Source organism: Micromonospora sp. C28SCA-DRY-2 (assembly GCF_030519475.1).
Classification (GTDB): domain Bacteria; phylum Actinomycetota; class Actinomycetes; order Mycobacteriales; family Micromonosporaceae; genus Micromonospora.
On sequence record NZ_JAUMKD010000001.1, the window covers coordinates 1,140,196 to 1,167,057 of the forward strand.

General features: G+C 73.9%; 25 protein-coding genes. 9 read left to right on the top strand and 16 right to left on the bottom strand.

Annotated features, from left to right (window positions below):
- Positions 1-3: 3 nt before the first annotated feature.
- The 3 genes from Q3W71_RS05275 to Q3W71_RS05285 are packed head-to-tail and all read right to left on the bottom strand — an operon-like array spanning position 4 to position 3,271.
- On the bottom strand, positions 4-918 hold the full coding sequence (locus Q3W71_RS05275) for an ABC transporter permease (protein ID WP_302918135.1): 915 nt from the start codon (positions 916-918) through the stop codon (positions 4-6).
- Positions 915-2,075, bottom strand: a complete 1,161-nt coding sequence (locus Q3W71_RS05280) for an ABC transporter ATP-binding protein (protein WP_302918136.1) — start codon at positions 2,073-2,075, stop codon at positions 915-917. Before Q3W71_RS05280 ends, Q3W71_RS05275 begins: the two co-directional genes overlap by 4 nt.
- Before the next feature lie 11 nt (positions 2,076-2,086).
- The gene (locus Q3W71_RS05285; RefSeq protein WP_302918137.1) at positions 2,087-3,271 is read right to left on the bottom strand and encodes a spermidine/putrescine ABC transporter substrate-binding protein; all 1,185 of its coding nucleotides are present in this window, start codon (positions 3,269-3,271) and stop codon (positions 2,087-2,089) included.
- Between the two features lie 206 nt (positions 3,272-3,477).
- On the opposite strand from Q3W71_RS05285, the gene Q3W71_RS05290 reads away from it, so the two are divergent.
- The 4 genes from Q3W71_RS05290 (at position 3,478) to Q3W71_RS05305 (ending at position 7,712) form a co-directional block, all read left to right on the top strand.
- Positions 3,478-3,990, top strand: a complete 513-nt coding sequence (locus tag Q3W71_RS05290) for an Lrp/AsnC family transcriptional regulator (protein WP_302918138.1) — start codon at positions 3,478-3,480, stop codon at positions 3,988-3,990.
- Positions 3,991-4,297: 307 nt separating this feature from the next.
- A complete protein-coding gene (locus Q3W71_RS05295; protein WP_302918139.1) occupies positions 4,298-5,644 on the top strand; it encodes an aspartate aminotransferase family protein in 1,347 nt (448 codons plus the stop codon).
- The gene (locus tag Q3W71_RS05300; RefSeq protein WP_302918140.1) at positions 5,629-6,336 is read left to right on the top strand and encodes a pyridoxamine 5'-phosphate oxidase family protein; all 708 of its coding nucleotides are present in this window, start codon (positions 5,629-5,631) and stop codon (positions 6,334-6,336) included. The genes Q3W71_RS05295 and Q3W71_RS05300 overlap by 16 nt, the downstream gene beginning before the upstream one ends.
- The gene (locus Q3W71_RS05305) at positions 6,336-7,712 is read left to right on the top strand and encodes an FAD-binding oxidoreductase (protein WP_302918141.1); all 1,377 of its coding nucleotides are present in this window, start codon (positions 6,336-6,338) and stop codon (positions 7,710-7,712) included. The genes Q3W71_RS05300 and Q3W71_RS05305 overlap by 1 nt, the downstream gene beginning before the upstream one ends.
- Before the next feature lie 128 nt (positions 7,713-7,840).
- Here Q3W71_RS05305 and Q3W71_RS05310 read toward each other — a convergent pair whose 3' ends face one another.
- Positions 7,841-8,206, bottom strand: a complete 366-nt coding sequence (locus Q3W71_RS05310) for a DUF3499 domain-containing protein (protein ID WP_302918142.1) — start codon at positions 8,204-8,206, stop codon at positions 7,841-7,843.
- Positions 8,207-8,358: 152 nt separating this feature from the next.
- Between Q3W71_RS05310 and Q3W71_RS05315 the strand changes: the two genes are divergently transcribed.
- Positions 8,359-8,808: a metallopeptidase family protein gene (locus tag Q3W71_RS05315; RefSeq protein WP_076471216.1), complete on the top strand. Its 450-nt coding sequence runs from the start codon at positions 8,359-8,361 to the stop codon at positions 8,806-8,808.
- Positions 8,809-8,919: 111 nt separating this feature from the next.
- Here the strand turns inward: Q3W71_RS05315 and Q3W71_RS05320 are convergent, their stop codons facing one another.
- The 6 genes from Q3W71_RS05320 to Q3W71_RS05345 form a co-directional block, all read right to left on the bottom strand.
- Entirely contained in the window at positions 8,920-9,177 is a 258-nt protein-coding gene (locus Q3W71_RS05320) for a WhiB family transcriptional regulator (RefSeq protein WP_007455784.1), read from the bottom strand.
- Between the two features lie 471 nt (positions 9,178-9,648).
- A complete protein-coding gene (locus Q3W71_RS05325) occupies positions 9,649-10,002 on the bottom strand; it encodes a phospholipase (protein ID WP_302918143.1) in 354 nt (117 codons plus the stop codon).
- 11 nt (positions 10,003-10,013) lie between these two features.
- A complete protein-coding gene (locus tag Q3W71_RS05330; protein ID WP_302918144.1) occupies positions 10,014-11,408 on the bottom strand; it encodes a DUF4331 domain-containing protein in 1,395 nt (464 codons plus the stop codon).
- 15 nt (positions 11,409-11,423) lie between these two features.
- Complete coding sequence (locus Q3W71_RS05335) at positions 11,424-11,699, bottom strand: hypothetical protein (protein ID WP_302918145.1); 276 nt, start codon at positions 11,697-11,699, stop codon at positions 11,424-11,426.
- Positions 11,700-11,867: 168 nt separating this feature from the next.
- Positions 11,868-14,381, bottom strand: a complete 2,514-nt coding sequence (locus tag Q3W71_RS05340) for a bifunctional FO biosynthesis protein CofGH (RefSeq protein WP_302918146.1) — start codon at positions 14,379-14,381, stop codon at positions 11,868-11,870.
- Between the two features lie 450 nt (positions 14,382-14,831).
- Complete coding sequence (locus tag Q3W71_RS05345) at positions 14,832-15,764, bottom strand: hypothetical protein (RefSeq protein ID WP_302918147.1); 933 nt, start codon at positions 15,762-15,764, stop codon at positions 14,832-14,834.
- A gap of 100 nt (positions 15,765-15,864) precedes the next feature.
- On the opposite strand from Q3W71_RS05345, the gene cofD reads away from it, so the two are divergent.
- The gene (cofD, locus tag Q3W71_RS05350; RefSeq protein ID WP_302918148.1) at positions 15,865-16,812 is read left to right on the top strand and encodes a 2-phospho-L-lactate transferase; all 948 of its coding nucleotides are present in this window, start codon (positions 15,865-15,867) and stop codon (positions 16,810-16,812) included.
- Positions 16,809-17,897: a coenzyme F420-0:L-glutamate ligase gene (locus Q3W71_RS05355; RefSeq protein ID WP_302918149.1), complete on the top strand. Its 1,089-nt coding sequence runs from the start codon at positions 16,809-16,811 to the stop codon at positions 17,895-17,897. Before cofD ends, Q3W71_RS05355 begins: the two co-directional genes overlap by 4 nt.
- 99 nt (positions 17,898-17,996) lie before the next feature.
- Here the strand turns inward: Q3W71_RS05355 and Q3W71_RS05360 are convergent, their stop codons facing one another.
- Together Q3W71_RS05360 and Q3W71_RS05365 are read right to left on the bottom strand one after the other, a co-directional pair.
- Positions 17,997-18,983 carry a helix-turn-helix transcriptional regulator gene (locus tag Q3W71_RS05360; protein ID WP_302918150.1) on the bottom strand — a complete coding sequence of 329 codons (987 nt, stop codon included), beginning with the start codon at positions 18,981-18,983 and terminating at the stop codon, positions 17,997-17,999.
- A 289-nt stretch (positions 18,984-19,272) separates the two neighbouring features.
- Complete coding sequence (locus Q3W71_RS05365; RefSeq protein ID WP_302918151.1) at positions 19,273-20,307, bottom strand: hypothetical protein; 1,035 nt, start codon at positions 20,305-20,307, stop codon at positions 19,273-19,275.
- Positions 20,308-20,346: 39 nt separating this feature from the next.
- On the opposite strand from Q3W71_RS05365, the gene Q3W71_RS05370 reads away from it, so the two are divergent.
- Positions 20,347-20,955 (top strand): NUDIX hydrolase, encoded by a 609-nt coding sequence (locus Q3W71_RS05370; RefSeq protein WP_302918152.1) that lies wholly within the window; start codon positions 20,347-20,349, stop codon positions 20,953-20,955.
- Here Q3W71_RS05370 and Q3W71_RS05375 read toward each other — a convergent pair.
- On the bottom strand, positions 20,924-22,012 hold the full coding sequence (locus tag Q3W71_RS05375) for a mannose-1-phosphate guanylyltransferase (protein WP_302918153.1): 1,089 nt from the start codon (positions 22,010-22,012) through the stop codon (positions 20,924-20,926). The genes Q3W71_RS05370 and Q3W71_RS05375 overlap by 32 nt on opposite strands.
- 123 nt (positions 22,013-22,135) lie before the next feature.
- Positions 22,136-23,281, bottom strand: coding sequence for a glycosyltransferase family 1 protein (locus Q3W71_RS05380; RefSeq protein WP_302918154.1), 1,146 nt, complete (start codon positions 23,279-23,281; stop codon positions 22,136-22,138).
- A 151-nt stretch (positions 23,282-23,432) separates the two neighbouring features.
- Between Q3W71_RS05380 and Q3W71_RS05385 the strand changes: the two genes are divergently transcribed.
- Complete coding sequence (locus Q3W71_RS05385) at positions 23,433-24,122, top strand: TIGR03089 family protein (RefSeq protein ID WP_302918155.1); 690 nt, start codon at positions 23,433-23,435, stop codon at positions 24,120-24,122.
- Positions 24,123-24,143: 21 nt separating this feature from the next.
- On the opposite strand, the gene Q3W71_RS05390 is transcribed toward Q3W71_RS05385, so the two are convergent.
- On the bottom strand, positions 24,144-26,132 hold the full coding sequence (locus tag Q3W71_RS05390; RefSeq protein WP_302918156.1) for an acetoacetate--CoA ligase: 1,989 nt from the start codon (positions 26,130-26,132) through the stop codon (positions 24,144-24,146).
- Positions 26,133-26,334: 202 nt separating this feature from the next.
- Positions 26,335-26,853: an acyl-CoA thioesterase gene (locus tag Q3W71_RS05395; protein ID WP_167181792.1), complete on the bottom strand. Its 519-nt coding sequence runs from the start codon at positions 26,851-26,853 to the stop codon at positions 26,335-26,337.
- Between the last annotated feature and the right edge of the window lie 9 nt (positions 26,854-26,862).

Below are 26,862 nucleotides of genomic sequence, written 5' to 3' on the forward strand. Positions count from 1 at the left end.
CGCTCACAGGACCTCCTCGGTGCCGGCGCGGCGCAGGTAGACGAAGACCACCGCGAGGATCGCCGCCATGAGCAGGAAGGACAGCGCCGCGCCCTGCGGGTAGTCCAGCCGGACCAGGAACGCCGAGTCGATGACGTTGCCGATCATGTATTCGTTCGGGGTGCCGAGCAGCTCGGCGTTGATGTAGTCGCCGCTGGCCGGGATGAAGAAGAGCAGCGTGCCGGCGACCAGGCCGGGCATGGAGAGCGGCAGGGTGACCCGGCGGAACGCGCGCACCGGGCTGGCGTAGAGGTCGCTGGCCGCCTCCAGCAGCCGGTGGTCCAGCCGCTCCAGGCTCGCGTAGAGCGGCAGCACCAGGAACGGCAGGAAGTTGTACGTCAGCCCGAGCACCACCGCGACCGGGGTGGCCAGCAGCCGGCCGTCGGAGGCGAGCAGGTGCACGTCGCGCAGCAGCCCGACGAGCCAACCGTTGTCGGACAGGATGGTCTTCCAGGCCAGGGTGCGCACCAGGAAGCTGGTGAACATCGGCGCGATCACGCAGACCAGCAGCAGGTTCTTCCACCGGCCGGCCTTCTGCGCGATCGCGTACGCCAGCGGGTAGCCCATCAGCAGGGCCAGCACCAGCGCGATCCCGGCGTAGCGGAACGACCGGGTGAACTGCGGCCAGTACGCCGCCAGCGCGTCCGGGTAGTTGCCGAACGCCCAGGTCAGCGCGTACCCGGTGGAGAGCGAGCCGCTGGGGTCGTAGAGGCTGGCCGCGGCGAGCTGGAACAGCGGCACGGCGAAGAACAGGAACAGCCAGGCCGCGCCGGGCAGCAGCAGCAGGTACGGCAGGAACCGGTACCGCCCGGACCGGACGGCCCGCTCCGGCGCCGCCGGCTGCCCCGATCCGGTCGGCACGTGGGCCAGGGCTGTCACGAGGTGGCCCCCACCGGCTCGTCCAGCGCCGGGCTGGTCCGGTCGTCCGCGCCGGGCTCGCGGGGCAGCAGGAAGGCGTGCCGCGGGTCCCAGTGCGCCACCGCCTCGGTGCCGACCGGCAGCTGCGCGGTCGCGCCGCTGTTCGCCACGAAGACCGACAGCTCGCTGCCCCAGCCGGTGCGCAGCAGGTACTGGGTGCTGACCCCGACGTAGGAGGCGTCGCTGACCACCCCGGTGACGTGCTGGCGCCCGGCGGGGACCTGGTCGGCGGAGCCGACCAGGTGCAGCTTCTCCGGGCGTACGCCCAGGTAGACCGGGCCCCGGTCGACCCGGGCCCGGTCGGCGGGCACGGCGAAGCGGGAGCCGTGCGCGGAGACCGGCACCTCGCCCCCGGCGGCGCCGGCGGCCTCGCCGGCGAGCAGATTGGACTGGCCGAGGAAGTTCGCCACGAACGCGGTGGCCGGGAACTCGTAGAGCTCGGCCGGTGCGCCCAGCTGCTCGATCTTCCCGGCGTTCATCACCGCGACCGTGTCGGCCATCGTCATGGCCTCCTCCTGGTCGTGCGTGACGTGCACGAAGGTGATGCCGACCTCGGTCTGGATCCGCTTCAGCTCGATCTGCATCTGCCGGCGCAGCTTCAGGTCGAGCGCGCCGAGCGGCTCGTCCAGCAGCAGCACCTGCGGGTGGTTGATCAGCGCGCGGGCCAGCGCGACCCGCTGCTGCTGGCCGCCGGAGAGTTGGGCCGGCCGGCGCCGGCCGTACCCTTCGAGCTGCACCAGCGCCAGCATCCGCTCGACCTGGTCGTCGACCTTGCGGATGCCGCGCCGGCGCAGCCCGAACGCCACGTTCTCGAAGATGTCCAGGTGCGGGAAGAGGGCGTAGCTCTGGAACACGGTGTTCACCGGCCGCTTGTACGGCCGCAGCCGGGCGATGTCCCGGTCACCGAGCAGCACCTGCCCGCTGGTCGGTTCCTCCAGCCCGGCGATCATCCGCAGGGTGGTGGTCTTGCCGCAGCCGGACGCCCCGAGCAGGGCGAAGAACGAACCCTGCGGGATGGTCAGGCTGAGGTCGTCGACAGCGGTGAAGATGCCGAACCGCTTGGTGAGGTTGGCCAGCCGCAGGTCGCCGGCCGGTGTCTCGCGCCCCACAGATGCCACGCCCACTCCCGTCACGCCCCGATGACCTGCTGGAACTTGCCTTCGTACTCGCGTTCCTGCTTCTCGTCCAGGGCCATGAAGACCTTGGACTTCGCGAGCATCGCGTCGTCGGGGAAGATCAGCGGGTTGGCCGCCAGCTCCGGGTCGATCTTCTCCATCTCCGCCTGGGCGCCCTGCACCGGGCAGATGTAGTTCACGTACGCGGCGAGCTGGGCGGCCACCGCCGGGTCGTAGTAGTAGTTCATCAACTGCTCGGCGTTGGCCTTGTGGGTGGCCTTGTTCGGCACCAGCATGTTGTCCGACCAGAGCATCACGCCGGACTCGGGCACCACGAACTTGACGTTCTCGTCCTCGAAGCCGAGCTGGATGACGTCGCCGGACCAGCCGACGCACGCGGCGATGTCGCCCTTGGCCAGGTCGGGCGCGTAGTCGTTGCCGGTGAACTTGCGGATCTGCCCGGAGTCGACGGCCTTCTTGAGCTTGTTCAGCGCGTCGTCGAACTGGGCGGCGGTGAAGTTCGACGGGTCGTGGCCGTTCGACTGGAGCAGCAGGCCCATGGTGTCGCGCATCTCGGACAGGGCGGTCACCTTGCCCTTGAGGTCGGGGCGGGTGAGCAGCTCGTCGACGGTACGGATCTCCTTGGTCACCTTGCCGTTGTAGGCGAGGCCGGCCAGGCCGGACTGCCACGGGATGGCGAGCTGGTTCTCCTTGTCGAAGGAGCGGCCGCGCAGCGAGGAGAGCAGGTTGGCCTCGACGTTGGGCAGCTTCGACTTGTCCAGCTTCTGGACCCAGCCGAGCCGGATCATCCGGGCCGCCATCCAGTCGGTGAGCACCATGATGTCCCGCTCGGTCGGCTGGCAGCCGGCGAGCTGGTTCTGCACCTTGCCGAAGAACTCGTTGTTGTCGTTGACGTCCTCGGTGTAGGTGACCGCGATGCCGGACTTGGCGATGAACGCGTCGAGGGTCGGCCGCTTCGACTCGTCGGACTCATCGACGTCCATGTACTGCGGCCAGTTGGAGAAGGCGAGCTTCTTCTCGGTGCCGGAGAGGTCTTCGCTGACGCAGCCGGTCTCGGTCTGCTGGGCGCCCTTGGTGCCGCAGCCGGCCAGGGCGCCGCCGGCGGCGACCAGCGCCGCCGAGCCGAGGGTACCGGTGAGCAGTCCACGCCGGGTGAGGGGCCGAAGGGGAGTTCGCATGTGACGACTCCTAGGGGTCATTCGTCGGCGGCAGGACGGGGGTGGCGCGCCGGCGGGGAGGGTCAAGTGCGGTGGACGACTGATCCTGACATGAGGTGACCTCCCTTACAAGGGATTCCGTTGCGGGATTAGCTCTGGACGACGAAATACGCCACACTGCGCGGGGGCATTAGGCTCAGCCCGGGAACGGACATGGGGAGCGGTCGATGACGAACCGGCAGCAGGACACCGGCAACGGCGGGCGGCGGGTAACCGTGCGTGAGGGCGCCAGTCACGCTCTGCTCGACGACGTGGCGAAGCAGATCATCGAGCAGCTCCAGGAGGACGGCCGCCGGCCGTACGCCACCATCGGCAAGGCGGTCGGGCTCTCCGAGGCCGCGGTGCGGCAGCGGGTGCAGCGGCTGCTCGACGCCGGGGTGATGCAGATCGTCGCGGTGACCGATCCGCTCCAGCTCGGCTTCCCCCGCCAGGCCATGATCGGCCTGCGTACCGACGGTGATCTGGAGGCGGTGGCCGACCGCCTCGCCGAGCTGGAGGAGGTCGACTACGTGGTCATCACGGCCGGCTCGTTCGACCTGCTCACCGAGGTGGTCTGCCGCAACGACGACCACCTGCTGGAGATCCTGCAACGGCTGCGCGCGGTCGAGGGCGTGCTCTCCACCGAGGCGTTCGTCTACCTCAAGCTGCGCAAGCAGACCTACACCTGGGGCACCGCCTGATCAGTCGGCACCTCCGGGCCGCCCGACGCCCCCCGCGTTGATCCACTCCATGTCGCCGATGTGGCGGTATCCGAGCCAGTGCGACACCGCCACATCGGCGAACCAGAGTGGATCTTGTCGCGACGGTGCGAGGCGCACTCAGCCCGAGATGCGGATTCCGTCGCCTGCCCTCTAGCTCCTCGCTGATTCCGTTGTCGTTCCGGCCATAGACCACCGATCCCACTTGCTTTCCGGGCTCGGGCTGTGGGATAACCGTGGGCAGTGCGGCCGGTGTCCCCTGACCGGCCCGAGACCCGATGGGGCTGACATGGCCAACGCCACCGACCACCTCTGGATGCACTTCACCCGGATGGCGAGCTACTCCGCCGGCGAGGTGCCGACCATCGTCCGCGGCGAGGGCGCGTACGTCTGGGACGCCCAGGGCCGCCGCTACCTCGACGGGCTCGCCGGGCTCTTCGTGGTCAACGCCGGCCACGGCCGCGCGGAGCTGGCCGAGGCCGCCGCCAAGCAGGCCGGCGAGCTGGCCTACTTCCCGCTCTGGTCGTACGCCCACCCGAAGGCGGTGGAGCTGGCCGAGAAGATCTCGGCACTCGCCCCCGGCGACCTGAACCGGGTCTTCTTCACCACCGGCGGCTCGGAGGCCGTCGAGGCGGCCTGGAAGCTGGCCCGGGCCTACTTCAAGCGCACCGGCCAGCCCAACAAGTACAAGGTGGTCAGCCGCTACATCGCCTACCACGGCACCTCGATGGGCGCGCTGTCGATCACCGGCCTGCCCGGCATCAAGAGCGACTTCGAGCCGCTGGTGCCCGGTGGGATCAAGGTGCCGAACACCAACTTCTACCGGGCGCCCGAGCACGGCGACGACCCCGAGGCGTTCGGCCGCTGGGCCGCCGACGAGATCGGCCGCGCCATCGAGCGGGAGGGGCCGGACACGGTGGCGGCGGTCTTCCTGGAGCCGGTGCAGAACTCCGGCGGCTGCTTCCCCCCGCCGCCCGGCTACTTCGAGCGGGTCCGCGAGATCTGCGACGCGTACGACGTGCTGCTCGTCTCCGACGAGGTGATCTGCTCCTGGGGCCGGCTCGGCGAGTACTTCGGCGCCGTCCGCTACGGCTACCAGCCGGACATCATCACCACCGCCAAGGGCATCACCTCCGGCTACGCCCCGCTCGGCGCGATGATCGCCAGCGACCGGCTGATGGAGCCGTTCCTCACCGAGACCGGCATGTTCGCCCACGGGGTGACCTTCGGCGGGCACCCGGTCTCCTGCGCGGTGGCCCTGGCCAACCTGGAGGTCTTCGCCCGCGAGGACCTGGTCGGGCACGTCCGGGCCAACGAGGCGGCGTTCCGCGCCACCCTGGAGAAGCTGCACGACCTGCCGATCGTCGGTGACGTCCGGGGCGACGGCTACTTCTACGGCATCGAGCTGGTCAAGGACAAGACCACCCGGGAGACCTTCGACGAGGCAGAGTCGGAGCGGCTGCTGCGCGGCTTCCTCTCCACCGCGCTCTTCCAGGCCGGGTTGTACTGCCGCGCCGACGACCGGGGCGACCCGGTGGTGCAGCTCGCCCCGCCGCTGATCGCCGAGCAGCAGCAGTTCGACGAGATCGAGCAGATCCTGCGCGGCGTGCTGACCGAGGCATGGGCACGCCTCTGACCGGCGGGTCCGGGCCTCCGCCCGCTGCCGAGTCCCGGTCCGCCGGGGCCCGCTCGCCGGCCGACGCCGAGGTCGGGCGGACGGCGCGCACCCGCGTACGCCGACTGCCCGACCTCGCGGCGCACGACCGGGCGAGCCTGTACGCGGTGCTCGACGCCGGCCGGGTCGGCCACCTGGCCATCGTGGAAGGCGACCAGCCGTACGCGCTCCCGGTCGGCTACGCCCGCGACGGCGACCGGGTGCTGGTGCACGGCGCCACCGGCAGCCGGCTGTTCCGGCACCTGGCCGCCGGCGCGCCGGCCTGCCTCACGGTCACCCTGCTGGACGGGCTGGTGCTGGCCCGCAGCGCCTTCGAGTCCTCGATGAACTACCGCTGCGCGATGGTGCTCGGCACCCTGGCCAGCCTGGCCGGCGACGAGAAGCTGGCCGCGCTGGAACGGCTCTCGGAGCACCTGCTGCCCGGCCGCTGGGCGGTGATCCGGCCACCGTCGGCGAAGGAACTGGCGGCCACCCTGGTGCTCGCGCTGCCGCTGACCGAGTGCTCGGTGAAGATCAGCGCCGGGCCGCCGGACGATCCGCCCGAGGACCTCTCGCGCGAGGTCTGGGCCGGCGTGGTGCCGGTGGTGGAGTCGCTCGGCCGCCCGGAGCCCGATCCGGCGCTCCGCTTCGACCTGCCGCCCCCGGAGTGGTGATGCGTTACCCGGAGCTGTCGTACTGGCTGTCCACGGTGGACGAGCCGCTGACCCCGCGCCCGCCCCTGCCGGGCGACGCCGAGGCCGATGTGGTGATCGTCGGCGCCGGCTACACCGGGCTGTGGACGGCGTACTACCTGGCCGGGGCGGACCCGACGTTGCGGATCACCGTGCTGGAGGCCGAGATCGCCGGGTACGGCGCGTCCGGGCGCAACGGCGGCTGGTGCTCCGCGCTCTTCCCCACCTCACTGCCCGCGCTGGCCCGCCGGCACGGCCGGGACGCCGCGCTCGCCATGCAACGCACCATGCAGGCCACGGTGCGCGAGGTCGGCCGGGTGGTCGCGGCCGAGGGCATCGACTGCGACTGGGCGTACGGCGGGACGGTGGTGCTCGCCCGGACCGGTCCGCAGCTCGCCCGGGCCCGGGCGGCCGTCGAGGAGGCCCGGGAGTTCGGACTCGGCCCGGAGGACCTGGCGCTGCTGGACGCCGGCGAGGCGACGGCCCGGTGCGCCGCCGAGGGGGTGCTCGGCGGGACGTACACGCCGCACTGCGCGGCGGTGCACCCGGCGCGGCTGGTCCGCGGCCTGGCCCGGGCGGTGCAGCGGCGCGGGGTGACCATCCACGAGCGCACCCCGGTGACGGCGATCCGGTCCGGCGCGGCGGTGACCCCGGCCGGCACGGTACGCGCGCCGGTGGTGATCCGGGCCACCGAGGGCTACACACCGCTGCTGCCCGGGCAGCGGCGCACGGTCGCGCCGGTCTACTCGCTGATGGTGGCCACCGAGCCGCTGCCGGCGCGGACCTGGGAGCGGATCGGGCTGGCGGAGCGGGAGACCTTCTCCGACCACCGGCACGTCATCGTCTACGGCCAGCGCACCGCCGACGGGCGGCTCGCCTTCGGCGGTCGGGGCGCCCCGTACCACTTCGGGTCCCGCGTGGTGCCGGGGTACGACCGGGAGCCGCGGGTCTTCGCGGCGCTGCGCCGTACGCTCGGCGAGCTCTTCCCGGTGCTCGGCCCGGACGTGCCGGTGACGCACACCTGGGGCGGGCCGCTCGGGGTGGCCCGGGACTGGGCCGCCTCGGTGGGCTACGACCCGGCCAGCGGGCTCGGCTGGGCCGGCGGGTACGTCGGCGACGGCGTCGGCACCAGCAACCTCGCCGGCCGTACGCTGGCCGACCTGATCCGGGGTGAGCGCACGGAGCTGACCGCCCTCCCCTGGGTCAACCACCGCTCCCCGAGGTGGGAGCCGGAGCCCCTGCGCTGGCTGGCGGTCAACGCCGCCCTGCGCCTGATGCTCTCCGCCGACGCCGCCGAACTCCGCTCCGGCCGCCCCTCCCGCCGAGCCACCACCGTCTCCCACCTCCTCGGCCACTAACCCCCCACCCCCGCCGCCCACCCCGTCGATCATGGGGTTGGCGGCAGCATGGGAGATCGAAAACGCCGCCAACCTCATGATCAACGGCGGGAACCCCGGGCGCGGGGGGAGGGGGCGCGGTGGGGGGGTTAGTGGTTGGGGGGGATTACGCGGAGGTGGCCGCGGCGGGCGGTGTGGCCGGGGGTGGGGAGGTTCTGGTCGTCCTCGGGGGGACGGGGGGTGGGGCGGGCGGCCTCGCGGACCGCCTCGGCCAGCGCGACCAGGTCGTCGGTGGTGGGCGGCGGGGGCTCGAACTCGCCCTCGTGGCGGACCACGTCCCAGCCCCGCGGCGCGGTCAGGCTCCGGGCGTGCGGCTCACAGAGGTCGTACGTGTGGGGCTCGGCGAAGGCCGCCAGCGGGCCCACCACGGCGGTCGACTCGTTGTAGACATAGGTCAATGTGGCGACCGCTTGCCGGGGGCAGCCGTTACGGGAGCAGCGCCGTGGTGACCTCACGGCGGCAGGGTATCTCCATTACCGGCTCCGGCGCACCGCTTCGCGTTGCGACACGCCCGTCATGGTGATCACAATTCGCCCGGCGTGGCCGCGCCGCGCCACGGGGGCGGCACTGCCGCAGGCCAGGCCGGCCCGGGGACTACCCTGGCCTCATGACGAGCCCGGAACACCGCCGCCCCGGCTCCGGCCGGCGCGCCCACCGTGACCGGCACGGGCGCGGGCTGCGCGGACGGCTGGTGCCGGCGACCGTGCCGCTGGCCCGGACCAAGGCGGAGGTCTTCGACGACCTGGTCCTGGACACCGTCGAGACGCTGGAGCGGCGGTTCGCCAAGGAGTTGGCCGGGGTCGAGTTCGCGGTGGAGGACGTGCCACCGGAGCTGAATGTCTACGACTCCGACGTGCTGGAGGACGGCGAGGTGCCGCTGGCCCGGCTGCTGCCCGGCCGTCCCGGCCGGCAGGAGGTGCCGCCCCGGATCGTGCTCTACCGCCGCCCGCTGGAGTTCCGCGCGATGGACCGCGAGGACCTCGCCGACCTGGTACATGACGTGATCATCGAGCAGGTGGCGAACCTGCTCGGCGTCGACCCGGACGAGTTGGCCTGACCCGCGCCAGCGCGGACCGGAGCCGGCCGGGCGAGCGCGTCACCGCCCGTCGGGACGCCGTGGCGCCCGGGCCCGAGCCGGGCGGCCCCCACCGCCCCGGCCCGGCACCGCTCAGGCGGCCCGCCGCTTCAGCTTGCGCCGCTCCCGCTCGGAGAGCCCACCCCAGATCCCGAACCGCTCGTCGTGACCGAGAGCGTATTCGAGGCATTCCGTCTTGACCTCGCAGCGCGAGCAGATCCGCTTCGCCTCGCGGGTCGAACCGCCCTTCTCGGGAAAGAACGCCTCCGGGTCGGTCTGCGAGCACAGCGCCCGCTCCTGCCACTCCGGCGCGTTTCCGAGCAGGTCGGCCACCTCAAGCTGGCCGTCCATCTGATGCCTCCTTGTCGCGCACCGGCGTCATCGCCGCTGCAACCCCCCACGCGAAAGGCGTGCGTGTCCGTCCGGTCCCGTTTTGTTGCGTTCCGTGCGAACAACCCCATTCAAATTACACGCGTGTAATGCGTGCGCCGTCAAGCCAAACTTGATAATGGAGTCGCCCTCCCGACACGCATCCGGGCGGCCACCGCGACCACCCGGCCTCGCAACCTGCCCTATCGATTCAGACCCCGACCGAGTAACGCCCTCTCCGGCGAGTTGCCCGAGTTTTCTCCCGTGGCGTTTCCGCGCCGGCCCGGGACGAGGGCGCCGGCGAGGACTCCCGGGAGATCACCCGCCAAGTTGGTGATCTTGATGGGTGCCAGGTTAACCCGACTTCGCCAGGGCCGCCCGTCGAGCCGGAAACGCCGACCGCGCTCCGCCCACAATGTGGACGGAGCGCGGTGCCCGACGAGCCGGCAGAGGTCAGCCGCCACCCGGCGGGACCCTGGTCGGCCAGACGAACTCGGCGACCGAGCCGCCGCTGACGGTGACCGCGCCGGCCGGCGTACGGTCGTCCCACCAGACGGTATAGAGGCCGGCGGGCAGGTCCGGGTAGACGGCACTGTGGAAGGTGCCGTCGCGTACCCGCCGCTCCCGCACCGCCGAGTGGGTACGCGGCGAGCCGTCGGCGGTCGCCGCCGAGTCGGCGGTGCGGCTGATCTCGATCTCCCGCCCGTGCAGATCCCGTCCGGTGTAGATGATCAGGGCCCCGGTGTCCCCGCCCAGGTCCAGGACGACGCTGCCGGTCTCCGACGGCCCGTACGCGTGCTCGGTCATCCGCTCCCCCGTCACCCCGCCGCCGACGGGTTGGTGAACCCGTCGTACGGCGTGCCCAGGTAGGGGAAGTTCGGCAGGAACCCGGCGGTCACGTCGGCGGCGCTCAGCCCCGGGGTGACCGCTGCCGCCGCCGCGTCCGGCCGGAACGTCCGGTCGACCAGCGGCACGGTCAGCCCGGCGATCGCCCGCAGCGCGATGGTGACCACGTCGTCGACGGGTCGGCGGCCGTTCGGGAAGCCGGCCAGGTCGCCGCCGAGCACGCCGAACCGGTCCGGCCGGCGGCTGGGCGGGATCGCCGTGTTCAGCCGGAGCATGTCGGCCTGGATGTCGCCGGTGGCGTTGGCGAACCCGTCGATCAGCCCCGCCGGTACGCCGGTCAGCAGGAGCGCCACCAGGTCGGCCCGGGGCTTCTTGGCCTTGTTCAGCCGGTCCAGGTTGGCGAAGACGCCCGGGTAGAGCGCCGGCAGCAGGGCGGCGAGTTCCGGCTGCTCGACGAACTGGGCGAACCGCTTGTCCTCCGTCGGCGGCAGCGAGTTCCACAGGTCCTTCCTGGACATCGGCACGATGACCTCGTTGAACAGCGGGTTGCCCAGCCGGGACACCTGGGCGAACGGCCCGGCCGCCACGCCCCGGCCAGGTTCGCTGCCGATCACCCGGGCCTGCCGGCGCGCGGCCGAGGTCCAGACGCCGATCACCGACGCCTGGTCGGTGACCCCGTAACGGTTGGCCCGCCGGCGCACAGTGCCCAGCGGCACCTGCAGCGCGATGCTGTGCACGTTCATCCGGTCGGTCGCGTTCACCGGCTCGCCCTCGGCCCGGAAGACCTTCCGGCCGGCCACGTGCAGCTGCTGGAACGGGCGCAGCGTACCGAGGTCGAAGACCGCGCCGAGGTCGACGAAGAAGCCGTCCGCCCGCTGCCCGGCGAAGACCCGCTCGCCGGTGGAGAGGCTGTACGTGGCCTGCCGGACCAGCTCGGTGTAGTTCGGCGTGGAGAGCGGGCCCACGTTGCACGGCGGGCAGGGCAGCTTGTGCGCCAGGCGGTGCTCCCGGCCGCCGGCGATCCGGGTCAGGCTGTAGAACTGCCGCCGGTTCCAGTTCTCGCTGTCCAGCGAGTCGATCGGGCCGGTGTTGTACAGAAAGCTGTTCGGATTGGTGATCTCGGTGGTGAATTCGAAACGGTAGACGACATCGGCGCGGCCGTCGCCGTCGTTGTCGATATTGATGTCGTACTGCACGTCGTCGCCGAACTCGAAGAAGTTGGGCCCCCCGGACGGCAGTTGCAACGGCACGTAGTTGGCGATCAGCGTCACCGTGTCGGGCCGGTCGGGGCTGACGAACGCGTACAGGTCGGACGAGTCGGCGACCGGATCCTTGGCTATCTCCGGTGCCTCGCGGTGGGAGGACATGTGACCAACCTCCGCTCAGGCCCGGCCGGCGGCGCGGCGCAGCCGGTCGGCCAGGCCGCGGTCGCGTACCTCGATCCGGGTGGTGCCGACGAAGACGTCCAGCCTCCCGGCGGCGGCGTCCCGCAGGTGCACGACGATCGGCTCGTCGGCGCCCGCCTCCGGGGCGTTCTGCGCGGCCGACAGGCCCGGCACGGTGAGGGCGGCCGCGCCGAGCGTGGCGCTGGCCGCCGCGGTCAACGTCTGCCGGCGGGTCAGTCGCGGCCAGGGCCGCTTCCGCTGATCACTGGTCATGGGCAACCTTTCCGGCTGCGGCGCGGGCGCGCCCGGGTGGCGGACCAGGGCCGGCGCCGCGCCGCGGAACGACGCCGCCGGGCCCCTGCGGGGGATGCCGGCGGCGGTCCTCGCCGCGACCGCCGCCGGCATCCAGTGGTACGGCCGGCGGCGGGGAAAGGTTCGACGCTACGGGCGCGGGTGACCGTACGCGGTGGTGCGCTTGCGGGCCGGCCGGCCGGCCTTCGCCGCGATGGCCCGCAACTGCTCCTCGGTGCGGGCGGACCCGTTGGCGGAGCCGGCCATCCGGGAGATGGTCTCCTCCATCAGCGTCCCGCCGAGGTCGTTGCACCCGCCGCGGAGCATGGCCACCGTGCCCTCGTCGCCGAGCTTGACCCAGGAGCACTGGATGTTGTCGATCCGCCCGTGCAGCAGCAGCCGGGCCATCGCGTGCACCACCCGGTTCTCCCGCCAGGTCGGCCCGGGCCGGGCGATGCCGGCCAGGTAGATCGGGGCGTTGGTGTGCACGAACGGCAGCGCCACGAACTCGGTGAACCCGCCGGTGCGGTCCTGCACGCCGGCCAGCACCCGGAAGTGCGCCAGCCACTGACCGGGATGGTCGACGTGGCCGTACATCATCGTGGAGCTGGACCGGATGCCCAGCTCGTGGGCCGTGCTGACCACCTCGACCCAGGCGGCGGCCGGCAGCTTGCCCTTGGTGAGCACCCAGCGCACCTCGTCGTCGAGGATCTCCGCGGCGGTGCCCGGGATGGTGTCCAGCCCGGCGTCGCGCAGCAGGCCCAGCCACTCCCGCACCGGCACGCCGGCCTTCGCGGCGGCGGTCACGATCTCCATCGGCGAGAACGCGTGCACGTGCATCCCGGGCACCCGCGCCTTGATCGCGCGGACCAGGTCGGCGTAGCCGGTGACCGGCAGCTTCGGGTCGATGCCGCCCTGCAGGCAGACCTCGGTCGCGCCGGCCGCCCACGCCTCCTCGGCCCGGTCCGCGACCTGGTCCACCGAGAGCCGGTACGCGTCCGCGTCCCGCTCGCGCTGGGCGAAGGCACAGAACCGGCACCCCACGTAGCAGACGTTGCTGAAGTTGATGTTGCGGTTGACCACGTAGGTCACGTCGTCGCCGACGGTGTCCCGGCGGACGTCGTCGGCCAGCCGGCAGAGCTCGTCCAGCGCCGGCCCGTCGGCGGCGAAGAGCGCCAGCGCGGCGTCGGTGTGCCGCGGGTCGAGCAGTGCGCCCGGGTCGTCCGCCGCCAGCCGCAGCCCGGCCCGCAGGTCGGCGTCGCCGCCGCCCGACCCGGCCGGCGCGGCACCGACCTTCGTGGCCACCTCGGACCAGTCGCCGTAGACGCTGTCGAAGTCGCCCCGCCGGTCGCCGGTGCGGCCGGTGGTGTCGATGGTGGCGTGCAGGTCGGTCCGCCCGCCGAACACCTCATCCGGCTCCTGCCACGGGCGGCCCACCGGCCGGGCCTGCTCGACGGCGAGGCCGGTGGCCGGGTCGGCCAGCGCTGTCACGTGCGGCAGCAGCCGCGGGTCGAGCCACGGGTCGCCGGCCCGGACGTACTCCGGGTAGATGGTCAGCCGCTCGCGCAGGGTGAAGCCGGACTTCTCGGTGTGCCCGGCCAACTCGTCGAGCTGCGGCCAGGGCCGCTCCGGGTTGACGTGGTCCGGGGTCAACGGTGACACCCCGCCCCAGTCGTCGATGCCGGCGCGCAGCAGCAGGTCGTACTCGCCGGCGATGAGGTTGGGCGGGGCCTGGATCCGGGCCCTCGGGCCGAGCAGCACCCGGGCCACCGCCACCGTGGCGGCGAGGTCGTGCAGCTCCGCGTCGGGCATGCCGCGCATCGCGGTGTCCGGCTTGGCGCGGAAGTTCTGCACGATCACCTCCTGGAGGTGGCCGTACTCGCGGTGCGCCCGGCGGATCGCGAAGATCGCGTCGACCCGCTCGGCGGGGGTCTCCCCGATGCCGATCAGGATGCCGGTGGTGAACGGCACGCCGACCCGGCCGGCGTCGTCGAGCACCCGCAGCCGGACCGCGGGCTCCTTGTCCGGCGAGCCGTAGTGCGGGCCGCCCGGCTCCGACCAGAGCCGGGTCGCCGTGGTCTCCAGCATCATCCCCATGCTCGGCGCGACCGGCTTGAGCCGTTGCAGCTCCGCCCAGGAGAGCACGCCCGGGTTCAGGTGCGGCAGCAGCCCGGTCTCCTCCAGCACCGCCACCGCGCAGGCCCGCAGGTAGTCCAGGGTGGAGTCGTACCCGCGTTCGTCCAGCCAGCGGCGGGCCGCCGGCCAGCGCTCCTCGGGACGGTCGCCGAGGGTGAACAGGGCCTCCTTGCAGCCCTGGGCCGCGCCCGCCCGGGCGATCGCCAGCACCTCGTCGCGGTCCAGGAAGGCCGCCGGCAGCCGGTGCGGCACGGTGGCGAAGGTGCAGTAGTGGCAGCGGTCCCGGCAGAGCCGGGTGAGCGGGATGAAGACCTTCTTGGAGAACGTGATGACGCCGGGCCGCCCGGCCTCGCGCAGGCCCGCGTCGCGTACGGCGGCGGCGATCCGGAGCAACTCGTCCAGTGCGGAGCCCCGGGCGCTCAGCAGTGCTGTCGCCTCGTCGACGTCCAGCGCCCGCCCGGTCTCGGCCCGGCGCAGGGCCCGGCGCACGCTCGCGTCACTCGGGCCCGGGTCGGTGCGATCAACCATCCGCTCAGCCTATGCGGTGATCGGCCCCGCCCCACCCGCCCCGGCCACCCGGTGGGAAACCCCACCCCGCCCACCACTCCCCACCCACCCCGGCTCCGGCCGGCCGGGGCGCGGCCGCGCCGACGGGGGCGGGCACGGCGAGGGGGCGGGCCGCACTTTCAGTGAACAAGGGGCTTCAGCGACGCGCGAGGCCACTCTTTCAGTGAACGTGCGACCACGCCCCGGCACCGGCACCGGCAGCGCCGCGCGGGCACGGGCCAGGCCGCGCCGACGGGGCGGGCCGCTCTTTCAGTGAACGCGGGGCTTCAGCGACGGGGGAGGCCCCTCGTTCAGTGAATGTGCAGGCGTTCGGCCTGGTTCGACGGTGCGGACAGGGGGGTGGAAGGCGGCGCGCCCCGCGCCGCGGGTGCGGCGCGGGGCGCGGGTGGTGGTGCGGCGCGGGGCGCCGGGTCAGCGGGGTTGGTCGGGGTTCTCGCCCGGGTTGATCCGCTGGGTCCGGTCGCTGTCGCCGTCGCGCGGGATGGCCTGGGTCGGCTCGGCGGACTGGCGCGGGATCGCCTGGGTCGGGTCGGCCGAGGGCGGCTGGCCGAACGGCGGCGCCGACTGCGGCTGCCCGAACCCCGGGACCGGGTTCTCCGACTGGCCGAACCCGGGGACCGGGTTGGCCGGCGGCGCGGACTGCGGGGCCGGGGGCGCCGACTGCGGGGCGTACGGCGCGGCGGGCTGGCCGCCGTACTGACCGGGGGCGGTCCAGCCGCTCGGCTGGCCGGGGGCCGGGTAGGCGCCGGGCTGGCCGGGCACCGGGTAACCGCCGGGCTGCCCCGGCGCCGGGTAGCCGCCCTGCTGCTGCGGCCAGCCGGGCTGGGGCTGGCCGTAGACGCCGGGCTGCGGCTTGGGCTTCGGTACGTAGTAGAGCTTGCGCCAGACGGTGTAGACGACGTAGGCGGCGACCGCGAAGACGGCCAGCCAGGCCACCCGGGCGAGCAGGCCGAGCAGCGAGTCGAGCACCTCGCCCTCGGCCAGCCGGCCGACCGTCCAGATCAGGAAGGTCAGCACGCCGAACAGGGCGCTGACCGCGTATTCGACGAGCGCCACCTGGGTGATCAGTTTCGCCTTGGCGACCGCCGGCTGCACGTGCGTGGCCAGCAGCACGGCCAGCACCGGCAGCACCACCGCCTCCCAGCCGACGAACGCGTAGAAGGCGCTCCCGGCCCGGCCGGTGAAGGTGCCGTACTCGGTCGGGGTCAGCAGCCGGATCAGGCCGACGAACAGCAGCACGGCGTTCGCGCCGAGAAGCACGAGGGCGGCCGGTTCACGGAACGGCTTGGTCAGCTGGCTGGCCCGGGTCGCGTCGGTGGACGCGGGCTCGGCGGGGCTGGTCACGAAGATCCCCCTGGGGGCGAAAGCGGACAGTTGCCGACGTGAGCCTAGTCTCCCCGGCCTCCGGCGGACCGACGGCGTCACGTGCGCGAGGATGGTCGGCATGCGCATCGTGGTTCTGACCGGCGGCATCGGAGGCGCCCGCTTCCTGCTCGGCGTCCGGGCGTACGCGCGGGAGGTCGGCGCCGAGGTGACCGCCGTGGTCAACGTCGGCGACGACCTGCTGCTGCACGGCTTGAAGGTCTGCCCGGACCTGGACAGCGTCATGTACACCCTGGGCGGCGGCGCCGACCCCGAGCGGGGCTGGGGACGCGTCGGGGAGAGCTGGACGGTCAAGGAGGAACTGGCCGCGTACGGCGCCGAGCCGACCTGGTTCGGCCTGGGTGACAAGGACGTCGCCACCCACCTGGTGCGCAGCACGATGCTCAACGCCGGCTACCCGCTGCACGCGGTGACCGAGGCGCTGGCCACCCGCTGGCAGCCCGGCGTACGGCTGCTGCCGGCGACCGACGACCGGCTGGAGACGCACGTGGTGGTCGACCTCGACGGCGGCCAGCGGGCGATCCACTTCCAGGAGTGGTGGGTGCGGTACCGGGCCCAGTTGCCCACCCACCGGTTCGTCTTCGTCGGCGCCGAGACGGCCAAGCCGGCGCCCGGCGTGGCGGAGGCGATCGCCGGCGCGGACGTGGTGCTGATCGCGCCGAGCAACCCGGTGGTGAGCGTCGCGCCGATCCTGGCGGTGCCCGGCTTGCGCGAGGCGGTGACCGACGGGCCCGCCCCGGTGGTCGGCGTGTCGCCGATCATCGGTGGCGCGCCGGTCCGCGGGATGGCCGACCGCTGCCTGGAGGTGCTCGGCGTCGAGTGCAGCGCGGCCGGCGTGGGCCGGCTCTACGGCGGCCGGGCCGCGGGCGGGCTGCTCGACGGCTGGCTGGTCGCCGAGGAGGACGCGGGCACCGTGGTGCCGGAGGTGACGGTCCGCGCGGTCCCGCTGCGGATGACCGACGAGGCGGCGACGGCGGCAATGGTCCGCGCCGCGGTGGAGTTGACGTGAGGCTGGAGATCCTGCCGGTGCTGGGCATCGGCGACGTTACCGAGGGCGACGACCTGGCGGCGCTGATCGCCACCGCGGCGCCCTGGCTGCGCGACGGCGACGTGCTGGTGGTGACCAGCAAGATCGTCTCCAAGGCGGAGGGGCGGCTGGTGGACGTCCCGGCGGACGGACCGGACCGGCTCGCCGCGCGGGACGAGGTGCTGGCCGCGGAGACCGCGCGGGTGGTGGCGACCCGGGGCACCACCCGGATCGTGCAGACCCACCACGGGTTCGTGATGGCGTCGGCCGGGATCGACGCGTCCAACGTCGACAAGACCCGGCTGGTGCTGCTGCCCAAGGACCCGGACGCCTCGGCCCGGGCGCTGCGGGCCGCGCTGCGCGAGCGCTACCACGTCGACGTCGCGGTGATCGTCAGCGACACCATGGGCCGGCCCTGGCGCAACGGGCTCACCGACGTGGCGCTCGGCGTGGCCGGGATGGACGCGATCCGCGACCACCGGGGCGAGACCGACCCGTACGGCAACGAGCTCCAGCTCACCCAGATGGCGGTGGTCGACGAGTTGGCCGGCGCCGGTGAGCTGGTCAAGGGCAAGTGCGACCAGGTCCCGGTCGCGGTGGTGCGCGGCTACCTGCACGCGGCCGGGCCGGACGACGGGGCCGGCGCGGCGACGCTGGTCCGGGACGCCTCGATGGACCTCTTCTCGCTCGGTACCGCGGAGGCGCGGGCCGCCGGGCTGGCCGCCGCGGCCACCCTGCCGGACGGCCCCGGCGCCACCCCGCCCGACCCGGCCGCGGTACGCCGGGCGATCGCCGCGGTCGCCGAGGTGGTCGCCCCCGGCACGACCTTCACCCTGGTCACCGACGAGGAGGTACGCGCCGGACTGGTCGCCGCGGTGCCCGGCTGGCCGGCCGACGCCAGCACCCTGGTGCTCGGCGCCCCGGCCACCCCGGTCGCCCCGGCCGACCTGGTCCGCTTCGGCGCCGACCTGCAACGCCTGCGCACCGCGCTGGCCGCCGAGGGCATCGGCTCCACCCTCCTCCCGCCCCCCGCCCACACCACCGCCACCGCCGCCCTCGCCCTCTGACCCGCTCCCGCCCCGTTGGCCATGAAGTTGTTGTCGCGACCCGCCGAGGCGACCGGCGACAGCTTCATGATCGGCGCACGTCGACCCGGGTGGGGTGGGTCAGGCGTCGAGCATGGCGCGGCCGAGGGGGGTGAGGGTGTGCAGGACGGTGTTGCGGTCGCGCTGGCTGACCAGGAGGCCGGCGTTGCGCAGGACGGTGGCGTGCTGGCTCGCGGCGGCCGGTGAGATCCGCAACCGGCGGGCCATCTCGCCGGTGGTGCAGCCGTCGTCGCTCGCCTCCAGCACCGCGGCCCGGGTGCGGCCGAGCAGCGCGGCCAGCGCCTCCCGGCCGGCGGCGGACCCGGCCCCGCCCGGCTCCAGGCCACCCAGCCGGTCGACCGGGTAGACCAGCACCGGCGGCAGCGCCGGGTCGAGCAGCGCCACCGGGGTACGCGCGCAGAAGAACGACGGGACCAGCAGCAACCCGCGCCCGTCCAGGTGCAGCTCCCGGCTGTCCGGATAGTCACGTACCTCGAGCATGCCGGACTCCCAGCGCATCGCCGGCCGCAGGCTGCCCAGCAGCCCCTCGACCCCGCCGTCGAGCAGGGCCCGGGCCCGGCGCGTCCGGTCCGCCTCCACCGCCGCCTGGATCCGCGCCCAGTACGGGTTGATGGCCAGCGACCGGTACTGCTCCATGGCGGCGGTGAGCTGGCGCAGCGCCTCCGGCTCGCCCCGGGCCAGCGCGGACGCCGTCTCGGGCAGGGTGGTGCCGGCGGCCAGCAGGGTCAGGTCGCGCTGGAGCAGCGGGATCGGCGTGCCACGGACCGCGTCCAGGCCGGCCTCGAACCCGTCGACGCTCTGGTAGGGGGTCAGGAAGTCGGGAAAGTAGCCGCGCGGCGGGTTCAGCGCGAGCAGCAGGCGGAGCCGTTCGGAGGCGCTCTCCTGGCGCAGCCCCTGGGCCACCGAGCGCCGCCAGTTGGCCATCAGCGGGTCACGGCTGCGTCCCTGTAGCAGGTGCAGGCTGAGGACCAACTCCCAGACCGGGTCCGCGCCCGGGGCGACCCGGGTCCGGAGGATGTCCTCCCCGGAAAAGTAGATCTTCAGCATGGTGCGCTCCCGCGCCGCCGGGTCAGGGGGGATGGCGGGCGACCCTTCGCACTGTACCTGGCCGGCACTTATCTCCATCTTTAAGCGTGGGCTGAAAAACCTCGACGCCTCCGGGGACGGTTAGGCATGCTTCCAGATGCCCGACGAGGCCGGCGCGTCGACGACGCGCCACGTGCCCTGGGCGCCGGGACCGGGGGAGGAACCGGTGACCGGGCGGCACCACGAGGGTCTGCGGCCCATGCTCCGCAGGGGTGCCGTCCGGTCGTCTCGTCCCGGCTGACCCGCCGGTTCAGCCGACCCAGAGTGCGACCCGGTGGTCCTCGTCGGTGACGTAATAGCACCGCCCGTCCAGCTCCGCCAGCCCCTCCACGTGGTGGAACGGCGCCAGGTCGGCCACCAGTTCGCCGGTGACCAGGTGGCCCTGCGGGGGCAGCCGGAACCGGACGTGCCGCGAGGTGACGTCCCCGCCGGCCGGATGGTCGTCCAGCAGCACCGAGCCCTTGCCCAGCGCGTCGATCGAGCCGATCACCGCCGCGTACCCGCCGTCGGGCGTCGGGGCGAAGGCCCGGAAGCCGGTGAGCGCGCCGCGCGGGGTCACCCCGGTCAGAGCGTACGCGGCCACCGCGGTCGGCCAGGCCGGCGGGTCGGCGAACATCTCCGGCACACCGGCCAGCTCCACCAGGATCGGCTCGCCGTCGACGGTCACCGGGAACCGCAGCCCGAGCAGCACCGTGCCGGCCGGGGTGAACGCCGCCGCCTCGACGTTCAGCGGCAGGTCGTCCGGGGTCAGCCGGTTCACCCAGCCCTTCGCCCGGGCGGTGCCGCGCGCCAGGGTCGCCTCGACGAACCGGGACCGGACCCGGTCACCGAGCGGCAGCGGGGTGAACGCCGCCTTGGTGAGCGCGTCGTTGACCGCCCGGTGCAGCCGGAAGCGGTTGCGCACCACCCGCACCGGCAGCACCCCGGTGGCCGCGTCGTCCTCCCGGAACCGCGCCACGAAGGCGCGCCGCGGGCGCAGCGGCCCGCCCTTGGAGCCGAAGTGCGAGCCGAAGACGTAGACCCAACCGTCGTGGTGGGCGAGCGCCTCGCCGTCCTCGGTCCGGCCGTTCTCCGTCCCCGCGTCGGCGCTGACGTGGTGGGCCGTCCACCGGCCGTCGTCGAGTTCCAGCAGCAGGGCCAGGCAGTGCTCCACCGGGCCCTCGTCGAGCACCGTCCAGAACCCGCGCCGGGCACCGTGGGCGCGCAGCAGCGCCGCGGAGCGGACCGGCAGCAGGTCGCTGGCCTCGTTGCCGCCGACCACGAACTCGAGCAGTCGCAGGGTCACCCGGCCAGGGTACGAACCGGCGGCTCGTACAGTGTCGGGATGCCGGACGCACCGACCGCCACCCGCACCACCGACCCGGCCGGGCACCCGGCGCTGCACGCCGACGCGCTCGCCGTGCTCGCCGGCTGGGCCCCGACCAGCGCGGCCGCCGCCGCGGCCCGGGACCGCACCCTCGACCTGCTCGGCGCGGGGCCGGTGGCGATGAGCCGGGCGCACCGCGCCGGGCACGTCACCGCGAGCGCCCTGGTGCTCGACCCGACCGGCGAGCGGGTGCTGCTCTGCCTGCACGGCAAGTTCCGGCGCTGGGTGCAGCTCGGCGGGCACTGCGAGCCGGCCGACCGGACGCTCGCCGGCGCCGCGCTGCGCGAGGCGACCGAGGAGTCCGGGATCGCCGGCCTGCGGGTCGACCCGGTGCCGATCGACGTGGACATCCACCCGGTGGCCTGCCAGGGCGGCTCGCTGCACTACGACGTCCGGTTCGCCGTCGTCGCCCCGCCCGACGCGGTGGAACGGGTCAGCGACGAGTCGGAGGCGCTGGGCTGGTTCCCGCCGGAGCGGCTGCCGCAGCCGCTGGCCGGCGGGACCGCACAGCTCGTCGCGCCGGCCCTGGCCGCCCTCAGACGAGCCCCTCTTCGCCCCGCTCCTTGAGCTCGTCGACGACCTTCTTGACGTCCTGCGCCCGGTCGCGGGGGCAGACCAGCACCGCGTCCGGGGTGTCGACCACGATCAGGTCGTGCACCCCGACGGTGGCCACCAGCCGGCCGGAGTTCGGCACCACCACCAGGTTGCTGCTGTCCCGCAGCAGCACCCCCGGCTTCGCCGCGCCCAGCACGACGTTGCCGTCGGCGTCGGCCGGCAGCACGTCGCCGAGGGTGTGGAAGTCGCCCACGTCGTTCCAGCCGAACTCGCCGGGGACGGTGGCCACCCGCCCGGCCGCCGCCGCGCCCTCCATCACCGCGTAGTCCACGGAGATCCGGGGCAGCGTCGGCCAGACGGTGCCGAGCACGTCGTCCTGCTCCTCGGTCCCCCAGGCCGCGGCGATCGCGGTGACCCCGGCGTGCAGTGCCGGCTGCTGCCGGGCCAGTTCGGCGAGGAAGACGTCCACCCGCCAGACGAACATGCTGGCGTTCCAGAGGTGGTGCCCGGAGCGCACGTACGCCTCGGCGACCTCGGCGCTCGGCTTCTCCTTGAACTCGGTGACCGGGCGCATCGGGCCGTCGCCGACCGGGTCGCCGGTCTGCAGGTAGCCGTAGCCGGTCTCCGGGCGGGTCGGGGTGATCCCCACCGTCATCAGCCGCCCCTGCTCGGCGCCGCGGACCGCCTCGCGGACCGTCGCCACCCAGCGCTCCGGGTGGGCGATCAGGTGGTCGGCGGCGAACGAGCCCATCACCGCCTCCGGGTCGCGCAGCGCGATCACCGCCGCGGCCAGCGCGATCGCCGCGCACGAGTCCCGCGGCGAGGGCTCGACCAGGATGTTCTCCTCCGGCAGGCCGGCCAGCTGGCGGGCCACCGCGGCCACGTGCGCGGCCCCGGTGACCACCAGGGTGCGCTCGGGGCTGGTCAGCGGCGCCAGCCGCTCCACCGTGGCCTGCAGCAGCGAGGCGGTGGTGCCGGTCAGCGGGTGGAGGAACTTGGGGTGGCCGGCGCGGGACAGCGGCCACAACCTCGTGCCGCTGCCGCCCGCCGGGATGACGGCGTAAATCACCCGCACATCATGCCCGATTCGCCCGGCCTGGTACGTCGCGGTCGCCGACCGCCGGCCGCGACCGCCCCCAGCCGGCCCCGCGCGGCGAGACCCGCCGGGACGGCCGAGGCCCCCGACGGGCGGTCAGGTCCGGGCCCGGGACCACGCCGCGATGTGCACCTCGGCGCTGGACTCCCAGGTGAACTCCTTGGCCCGGTCGAACCCGGCCTTGGCCAGGGTCACCCGGCGCTGCTCGTCGTCGAGCAGGGCGGCCAGGTCGGTGGCGATCTGGTCGGCGTCCTCGCTGGTGTAGGCGACGGCGTCGCCACCCACCTCCGGCAGCGACAGCCGGGGGGTGGTGAGCACCGGCGCGGCGCACGCCATCGCCTCCAGGATCGGCAGGCCGAAGCCCTCACCGTAGGAGGGGTAGGCGGCCACCAGCGCCCCGCCGAGGAAGCCGGGCAGGTCGGCGTAGCGCAGGTAGCCGGGGCGCAGCAGGCGCAGGTGCGAGGGGACCTCGGCCACCGCGCGGTCGATGTCGTCGTCGTGGCCCTGGCCGCCGGCGATCACCAGGGCCGGCGGGTCGGCGCGGTCGGCCACCGCCCGGGCCCAGCCCCGGATCAGGTTGGGCACGTTCTTGCGCGGCTCCTTGGCGCCGAGGAACGCGACGTAGCTGCTGCTGCCCAGGCCGAGCCGGGCCCGCACCCGGGCCTTCTCCTCCTCGCTGGGCGCGTGGAAGGCGGCGTGGTCGACCCCGTGGTAGGCCACGTCGATCCGGGTCGGGTCGGCGTCGAGCAGCCGGATCAGCTCGTCCCGGGTCGCCTTGCTGGGCACGATCACCCGGTCGGCGCGGCGCAGCGAGGTCTTGATCGCGCTGCGGAAGAACGTGCGGCGGGACTTGTCGTAGTGCTCCGGCTCGGTGAAGAAGGTGGCGTCGTGCACGGTCACCGTCACCGGGCAGCCGGCCCGCAGCGGGCAGGTGTAGAAGGGCGAGTGCAGCACCTGGGCGCCCACCTGCTGGGCGAGCAGCGGCAGGCCGGTCTGCTCCCAGGCCAGCCGGGCGGGGCGGTGCGCGACGGCGGCCGGCGCCGGGATGATCTCCGCGCCGGGCAGCATCCGGGTGTAGCGCTCGAGGTCGGTGCGGAGGCTGACCACCGCCAGCTCCACCCCCGACCCGCACACCTTGCCGAGGGCGCCGAGCAGGCCGTCGACGTATCTACCGACGCCGCCACGGTCGGCGGGGACACTCGTGGCGTCGATGAGCACGCGGGGCGGGCGACCGGCGGTCACGGGGCGACTCCTTGAACTGGCGGGTCTGTGGGGAACAACACTCCGGGCAAGCCTACGCCGGAGCCCGGGGCGGACGCTGACTGCGACCCGACGGTACGCCGACTTGACGTCTCCATCGAGTACGGCCCGCGGGGGCGTATCGTTCGCGTCGATGGCCGACAACATTGCCCGGGTGTTCGCCGGCGCGATCGCGCCCGACCCCACCCGCCCGCTGCTGACCTGGTACGACGACGCCACCGGCGAGCGGACCGAGCTGTCCGGCGCGACGCTGGCGAACTGGGTGGCCAAGACGGCCAACCTGCTGGTCGACGGGGCGGCGCTCGGCCCGGGCGACACCGCCGGGGTGCTGCTGCCGCCGCACTGGCAGACCGCCGGGGTGCTGCTCGGCTGCTGGTCGGCCGGGCTGGCGGTGGCCCGGGAACCGGGGCCGGTCGGTGCGCTCTTCGCCACCCCCGACCGGGCCGGCGAGGCGGACGCCTGGCCGGCCGACGAGCGGTACGCGCTCGCCCTGCACCCGTTCGCCCTGCCGCTGCCCCAGGTGCCGCCGGGCTTCGCCGACTACGTGGTGGAGGTACGCGCGCACGGCGACCAGTTCACCCCGTACGCCCCGCCGGGGCCGGGCGAGACGGAGCTGATCGCCCGCGCGGTCGGGCGCGCGGCGGAGCTGGGCATCGCCCCCGGCGACCGGGTCCTGGTCGACACGGCCGCGCACCCCGACCCGGTCGACTGGCTGCTGGCCCCGCTCACCGCGGCCGCCAGCACGGTCCTCTGCGCCAACCTCGATCGCACCCGCCTCCCGGCGCGCGCGGAGACCGAGAAGGTGACCCGCAGCCTGGCCTGAGCGCCGCCCCGCCGCCGCGGGTCAGGCCGGGGTGGGGTGGTCCTCGGTGGCGCGGCGCTGGGCGAAGGTGGCGAACGCCGCCAGCGACTCGGGGTTGGCCAGCGCGCCCTTGGCGGCCGCCGAGTCCACCGGCGTGCCGGTGAGGATCTTCTTGACCGGCACCTCCAGCTTCTTCGCCGACAGGGTGCGCGGCACCGCCCGGACCTGGTGGATCTCGTCGGGCACGTGCCGCGGCGACAGCGCGGTGCGCAGCTCCCGGCAGATCCGGGCGCGCAGCGCGTCGTCGAGTTCCAGGCCCTCGGCGAGCACCACGAAGAGCAGCAGCTCACCGGCGCCGCCCTCGTCGTCCTCCAGGTGCACCACCACCGAGTCGACGACCTCGTCCAGCCCCTCGACCACCGAGTAGAACTCGGCGGTGCCGAGCCGGACGCCGCCCCGGTTCAGGGTGGCGTCGGACCGGCCGGTGATCACGCAGCCACCGCGCTCGTCGATCGTGATCCAGTCGCCGTGCCGCCAGATCCCCGGGTAGAGGTCGAAGTACGCCTCCCGGTAGCGGGTGCCGTCCGGGTCGTTCCAGAACCCGACCGGCATGCTGGGCATCGGCTCGGTGATCACCAGCTCGCCCAGCTCGCCGATGACCGGGGTGCCGTCGCCGGAACGCGCCTCCACCTTGGCGCCGAGCGCCCGGCAGGTGATCCGCCCGGCGTGCACCGGCAGCAGCGGCACCCCACCGACGAAGCCGGTGCACACGTCGGTGCCGCCGGAGAGCGACTGGAGCTGGAGGCTGTCGCCGACGGCGGCGTACACCCAGGTGAAGCCCTCGGCGGGCAGCGGCGCGCCGGTGGAGCCGAGGCCGCGCAGCGCGGAGAGGTCGGCGATCTCCTTCGGCACCAGGCCGGCCTTGCGGCAGGCCAGCAGGAACGGCGCCGAGGTGCCGAAGTACGTGGTGCCGGTCTCCTCGGCCAGCCGCCAGAGCGCCCCCAGGTCGGGGTGGCCCGGGTTGCCGTCGAAGAGCACGATCGCCGCGCCGACGGCCGGCCCGGAGACCAGGAAGTTCCACATCATCCAGCCGGTGGTGGTGAACCAGAAGAACCGGTCGGCCGGGCCCAGGTCGTGGTGCAGGGCGAGCATCTTCAGGTGCTCCAGCAGGATGCCGCCGTGGCCGTGCACGATCGGCTTCGGCAGGCCGGTGGTGCCGGAGGAGTAGAGCACGTAGAGCGGGTGGTCGAAGGGGACCGGGGTGAAGGTGAGCGGCTCGTCGGTGGCGGCGGCCAGCTCCGACCAGGCCAGGGCGTCCTCGGGAGGAGGCCCGGCCGGGTCGAGGTAGGCGATGCCGACGGTGTGCTCCAGCGACGGCAGCGCGGCCCGGATGGCGGCCACCTCGCCCCGGCGGTCCACCGGCTTGTCGCCGTAGCGGTAGCCGTCCACCGCGACCAGCACCTTCGGCTCGATCTGCTGCCAGCGGTCGGTGACGCTGCGGGTGCCGAACTCGGGCGCGCAGGAGGAGAAGACCGCCCCGAGGCTGCTGGTGGCGAGCAGCAGCACGTACGTCTCCGGGATGTTCGGCGCGTACGCCGCCACCCGGTCGCCGGCGGTCACGCCGAGCCGGCGCAGGCCGGCCGCCACCCGGCGGACCTGCTCGCGCAGCCCGGCGGCGGTGAGGGTGACCGGCCCCCGGGTCTGGCCGTGCGCGATGACCACCGGGTCGCCGTCGGCGCGGCCGGGCATCCGCAGCACGTTCTCGGCGTAGTTGAGCGTGGCGCCGGGGAACCAGCGGGCGCCGGGCATCCGCCGGTCGGCCAGCGTCGCGGTGGGCGGGGTGTGCGCGACGACCTCGAAGTGGTCCCAGATCGACCGCCAGAACGCGTCCAGGTCGGTGACCGACCACCGCCACAGCGCGTCGTAGTCGGCGAAGTCCAGCCCCCGGTGCTCGCGCAGCCAGCTCAGGTAGGTCCCGATCCGGGACCGCTCGCGTACGTCCGCCGGCGGCGTCCACAGCACGTCAGTCACTGCTCCACCCTCCCCTGGCCCCGCACGACGCTGTGAAATGGGCCGTGGCGCCATCTTGCCCTACCTCAGATCGTCATTCTGCGCACCGGGTGCCGTCCAGGGCGCGTGGCCGGGCCACATGCCGGACCGGACGGATGTGTGGATCCCGACCGCCCGCCGCCCGCCCGCCGGCCGCCGGCCGGACCCGCCCGGTGCCGGCGGCTCAGCCGGCGCGGTGGGCCTGGATGGCGCGGCGGCGGGCCAGCCGGTGGGCGCGGCGGATCTCCGCCTCCCGGAACCGGCGCTCGTCCTCCGGGGTCTCCGGCAGCACCGGGCGCACCGGGCGGGGCGCGCCGCCCACGTCCACGCCGACGAAGACCAGGTACGCGGTGGCCACCCGGACCGGCTCGTCCTCGGCCGAGTCCCAGCGCTCGGCCACCACCCGCACGCCCACCTCCATCGAGGTCTGCCCGGTCCAGTTGACCTGGGCGTGGGCGTGCACCAGGTCACCCACCCGCACCGCCTCGGAGAAGACGATCTCGTCGATCGCCGCGGTGACCGCCGTGCCGCCGCTGTGCCGGGCGGCCGCCGCGCCGGCCACGTCGTCGACGAACTTCATCAGCACGCCGCCGTGCACGGTGCCGTAGAGGTTGACGTCGACGGCCGTCATGATCCGGCTCAGCGTGACGCGGGAGTACGACGTCGGCTTGCCCGACGGTGCGGCGGAGGGGTGCTCTGTCATGTCGGAAAC

Bases quoted from the DNA above. Each gene is read 5' to 3' on its own strand.
- Q3W71_RS05285 (WP_302918137.1), bottom strand. From the start codon at position 3,271: ATGCGAACTCCCCTTCGGCCCCTCACCCGGCGTGGACTGCTCACCGGT.
- Q3W71_RS05290 (WP_302918138.1), top strand. From the start codon at position 3,478: ATGACGAACCGGCAGCAGGACACCGGCAACGGCGGGCGGCGGGTAACC.
- Q3W71_RS05295 (WP_302918139.1), top strand. From the start codon at position 4,298: ATGGCCAACGCCACCGACCACCTCTGGATGCACTTCACCCGGATGGCG.
- Q3W71_RS05300 (WP_302918140.1), top strand. From the start codon at position 5,629: ATGGGCACGCCTCTGACCGGCGGGTCCGGGCCTCCGCCCGCTGCCGAG.
- Q3W71_RS05305 (WP_302918141.1), top strand. From the start codon at position 6,336: ATGCGTTACCCGGAGCTGTCGTACTGGCTGTCCACGGTGGACGAGCCG.
- Q3W71_RS05315 (WP_076471216.1), top strand. From the start codon at position 8,359: ATGACGAGCCCGGAACACCGCCGCCCCGGCTCCGGCCGGCGCGCCCAC.
- Q3W71_RS05320 (WP_007455784.1), bottom strand. From the start codon at position 9,177: ATGGACGGCCAGCTTGAGGTGGCCGACCTGCTCGGAAACGCGCCGGAG.
- Q3W71_RS05325 (WP_302918143.1), bottom strand. From the start codon at position 10,002: ATGACCGAGCACGCGTACGGGCCGTCGGAGACCGGCAGCGTCGTCCTG.
- Q3W71_RS05330 (WP_302918144.1), bottom strand. From the start codon at position 11,408: ATGTCCTCCCACCGCGAGGCACCGGAGATAGCCAAGGATCCGGTCGCC.
- Q3W71_RS05335 (WP_302918145.1), bottom strand. From the start codon at position 11,699: ATGACCAGTGATCAGCGGAAGCGGCCCTGGCCGCGACTGACCCGCCGG.
- Q3W71_RS05340 (WP_302918146.1), bottom strand. From the start codon at position 14,381: ATGGTTGATCGCACCGACCCGGGCCCGAGTGACGCGAGCGTGCGCCGG.
- cofD (WP_302918148.1), top strand. From the start codon at position 15,865: ATGCGCATCGTGGTTCTGACCGGCGGCATCGGAGGCGCCCGCTTCCTG.
- Q3W71_RS05360 (WP_302918150.1), bottom strand. From the start codon at position 18,983: ATGCTGAAGATCTACTTTTCCGGGGAGGACATCCTCCGGACCCGGGTC.
- Q3W71_RS05370 (WP_302918152.1), top strand. From the start codon at position 20,347: ATGCCGGACGCACCGACCGCCACCCGCACCACCGACCCGGCCGGGCAC.
- Q3W71_RS05385 (WP_302918155.1), top strand. From the start codon at position 23,433: ATGGCCGACAACATTGCCCGGGTGTTCGCCGGCGCGATCGCGCCCGAC.
- Q3W71_RS05395 (WP_167181792.1), bottom strand. From the start codon at position 26,853: ATGACAGAGCACCCCTCCGCCGCACCGTCGGGCAAGCCGACGTCGTAC.